This is a genomic window from Rhizobacter sp. P2_H2 (genome assembly GCF_056403375.1).
Genome location: NZ_JBFUFP010000501.1, coordinates 1 through 3,877, shown reverse-complemented (window position 1 = coordinate 3,877; position 3,877 = coordinate 1). Strand labels below are relative to the sequence as shown.

The following is a 3,877-nucleotide window of genomic DNA, read 5'->3' as shown; positions in this document are numbered from 1 at the left end:
CTCAGATGATCTGCAGCGCCTTGGCGTGATGCGCCAGACGCTCCAGGGCATGGTCCATCTGCTTCGGTTCGAGTCCGCTGGTCACGCTCAGCCTGATGCGGGACTGTTTCTCGGGCACCCCCGGGAACACGACCGGCGTGACGACGATGCCGTCGTCATAGAGGCAGCTGCAAAGCGCCTTGACCTTGAGATCGTCGCGGACCATGACGGGAAAGATGGCCGAGGCGCTGGCTCCGATGTCGAAGCCCAGGGCACGCAATCCGCGTCCGAAGTACTCGACGTTTCGCCACAGGCGCTCGCGGATCGAGGGTTCGTCGTCGAGGATGCGAAGGGCCTCCAGGACGGATGCCGCGACGGACGGGAGCACGGATGCCGAGAACACATAGTGCCGGCTCGCCATCTGGAGATAGCGGATCAGCCGGCGCGATCCCGCCACGAAGCCGCCGACGCTGCCCAGGCTCTTGCTGAAGGTGCCGGCGACGATGTCGACCCCGCCGAGGATGCCGAAGTGTTCCGCCGTCCCCCGCCCTCGAGCGCCGAACACACCGGTGGAATGGGCCTCGTCGAGCATCAGCATCGCGTCATGGCGGCGTGCAAGCCTGACGATGTCCGCCAGCGGCGCCAGGTCGCCGTCCATCGAGTACACGCCCTCCACGACGACCAGCCGGTTGGCGTACTGGCTTCGCGAGCGAACCAGGATGCGCTCGAGCGCGTCGAGGTCGTTGTGCGCGAAGGTCCGCATGGGTGCGCCGCGGCAGCCTTCCATGACACTGCCATGCACGCAGCTGTCCACGATGGCGAGGTCGTTGCGCCGCAGCAGCGCCGACAGGACGCCGCAGTTCATGCCGAAGCCGGAGCTGTACAGCAGCGCGGCTTCGCAGTTCGTGAAGGCGGCGAGTTCTCGCTCCAGCCTTTCGTGCAGATCGGTGTTGCCGATGGCGGCGGGCGACGCGCTGGTTCCGGCGCCGTAGCGCTGGGTCGCGGCGATGCTGGCCGCGATGGTCGCCGGGTGCCGGGACAGGTCCAGATAGTCGTTCGATGCCAGGTTGATCACCTCGACGACGCGTCCGCTGTCGCGGTCCAGCAACCTGGCGAGGCCTGCCGAGCCGCCGGTTCTCACTCGCCGGTAGTGGTAGTGCCTGCGGCGCACCAGGTCGTCGACATACGCCGACAACTGCTCGAAGCGCTCGGCGAATGCCAAGGTGTCCTGCTGCGAAGCGACAAGGAACTCGTGCAGGCTCGAATGCCGCGAGTCGATCGGGCCCGTGGCCTTCGTGCGGCGGTCGTGCTCGTCGTGCGCCGTCGTCGCCACCCGGCTGCTGCAGTTCTCGGATTGATCCAGCACGTGAAGTTCCTTTCAGGCGGCGACGGGGTGGGCATGCCGTGGGCCCTGCTCATGGGCGGGCCGGTCGCTGCGGGCGACCGCGTCGAGTCGGCCGCCGACGTGGGCTGCGTGCGCGGCACTGCGCTGGAGCTTTCCACTGGTGGTTCGGGGAAGGCTGCCCTGGCTGACCAGCACCACGACGGCGGGGCGTACGCCGTGCCGCTGGGCGACCTCCGCCATGATCGCGTCGAGCACGGGCTGCGGATCGCTGCGCCATGTCCGCTTGATCTCCTGCACGATCAGCAGCGACTCGCGTCCGTTCTCTTCCAACGGCAGCGCGACGCCGGCATGCCGCCCGATCGCCGGATGGCAGGTCTCGACCGTCGCCTCGATGTCCTKGGGGTGATGGTTGACGCCGCAGATGACGATCAATTCCTTCAGGCGCCCGACGATCGTCAGCCCGCCGTCTCGAACGAAGCCGAGATCGCCGGTGCGCAGGAATCCTGCGCCGGCATCGCCGGCAATCCGCGCGTTGAAGACACGCTCGGTTTCCTCCGGCAGGCCCCAATAGCCGTGCGCAACGCTGCTGCCCCGGACCCAGACCTCGCCCACCCGGTCCGCGGGACACGGCCGCAGGGTGTTCGGGTCCACGATGACCACGTCGAGTCCGGCCAGCACCTGCCCGCAACTCACCAGCCGTTGCGCCGGCTCGGCGGCCTGCGGGGCGGCGACCCGGCCCTGCCCGAGTGCAGACGTTGCCACATTGACGACGCGTGCCGGCTCGCCTTCAGGCCCGCCCGACACCATCAGGGTCGCCTCGGCGAGCCCATAGCACGGGAAGAACGAACGGCTGCGAAAACCGCACGCCTCGAAACGCGACGCGAATCGCTGCAGCGTGTCGGCGCACACGGTTTCGGCGCCGCAGAAGGCCACCTCGAGGCTGCTCAGGTCGAGGCCGGCCAGTTGCTCCTGAGGCACCTTCTCGAGGCACAGCTCGTATGCGAAGTTCGGCGCCCCGGTGACGGTGGCCCGGTGCCGCGTCAGGGCCTGCAGCCACATCAGCGGATCGGACACGAATGCGCCGGCCGGCATGAGTGTCATCGGACAGCCATTGAAGAGCGGGCCGATCACGCCGGTCATCAGGCCCATGTCGTGGTGCAGGGGCAGCCAGCTGACGCCCACCGTGCGCTCGCTCAAGCCCATCGCCCGGCTGATCATCGCCGCGTTCTGCAGGAAGTTGCCGTGGGTGATGCATACGCCCTTGGGCGTCGCGGTGGATCCGGAGGTGTACTGGAGAACGGCCAGCGAGTCACTGAGGGGCGCCGCATCGATCCAGCCGCCGGATGTGCGGGCTTCGAGCTCGTCCGGCGTTCTCAACTGCAGCGCGGCAAAGGCTTCGTTCGTCGCTTGCAGTTGCACGAATCGCTTCAGCAGGGTGCCGGGCACGATGGCCATCCTGGCACCGGCGTTGCGCACGATGGATTCGGAGCGCGCGAGCGCACGCGACAGGTGCGGCGGACTCAAGGGAACCACGACGGCGCCGGCAAGGAGAATCCCGAAGAACGAGATGACGAAATCCGCGCCCGTGCCGACGTACAGCAGGATGCGTTCGCCGCGCAGGCCGGCCGCCTGCAGCGAAGCCGCAACCCGCTGCGCACGCTCGTGGAGTTCGCCGTAGGTGATCGGCGGATCGCCGGCGTCGCCGCGAGCAAGGAATCGATACGCCACCCGACCACCGCACTCGCGCGCCCGCGCTGCAAGCAGCTGGGTCAGGGATTCTGCAAATGCGCTGCGCACTGGCATCTTGGACTCCATGAATCGATCTCCGGCCCAGGTTCACTTGACGCGCACGACATCCGTCGCCACGCCCAGCGCGGCGAGCAGCCTGATGGCGGCATAGCCGATGTCGATCTCGTACCAGTGCCGGCCGAAATTGGCGGCCCCGGCATTCGCGTGGTGGCTGTTGTGCCAGGACTCGCCCAGTGACGGCACGCTCAGCCACCAGACGTTCCTGCTGGCGTCATCCGTGTCGTGGCTGCGCCTTCCGAAGGCGTGGCAGACGGAGTTGATCGCGTAGACCACCTGCAGGACCGCAAATTGCCGAAAGAACCCGGCGTACATCACGGCACTCGCGGCGGCGGCCGGCGACCCCGTCAGCAGTGCCGCGATGGCGCCGGGCAACAGGATCGAGGCAACATGGACACGCAGGTAGTGCTTCTCCATCCGCACCAGGGCTGCATCCCTCAGCAGGTCGGCCGCCAGTACGCCGGGGTTGGCCTTCCTGTTCATCAGCATCCAGCCGACATGGGCGTGCAGGAACGATCGCGCGCTGATGCTGCCGGTCTTGTCGAGGGGGCTGTGGGGATCGGAGTCGGTATCGGTTCGGGCGTGGTGCAGGCGATGGTGTGCCACCCAATACACCACCGGCCCCTGCCCCGCGGTGTAGCCCAGCACCGCCAGCAGCGCGCGCCAGAACGGGCCCACTGCGAAGCTGCGGTGCGCGAAGAGGCGGTGATAGCCGACGGTGATGCCCAATCCGCTGGCGAGGTAGAA

The 3,877-nt window shown here is 67.9% G+C and carries 3 protein-coding genes; all 3 read right to left on the bottom strand.

The window, feature by feature from the left end; genetic code table 11:
• Position 1: 1 nt before the first annotated feature.
• Entirely contained in the window at positions 2-1,345 is a 1,344-nt protein-coding gene (locus AC1D15_RS21180; protein ID WP_477827519.1) for an aminotransferase class I/II-fold pyridoxal phosphate-dependent enzyme, read from the bottom strand.
• 12 nt (positions 1,346-1,357) lie between these two features.
• Positions 1,358-3,139 carry a fatty acyl-AMP ligase gene (locus tag AC1D15_RS21175; protein WP_477827518.1) on the bottom strand — a complete coding sequence of 594 codons (1,782 nt, stop codon included), beginning with the start codon at positions 3,137-3,139 and terminating at the stop codon, positions 1,358-1,360.
• Between the two features lie 21 nt (positions 3,140-3,160).
• The coding region (locus AC1D15_RS21170; protein ID WP_477827517.1) for an acyl-CoA desaturase at positions 3,161-3,877 on the bottom strand (717 nt) is incomplete at its 5' end.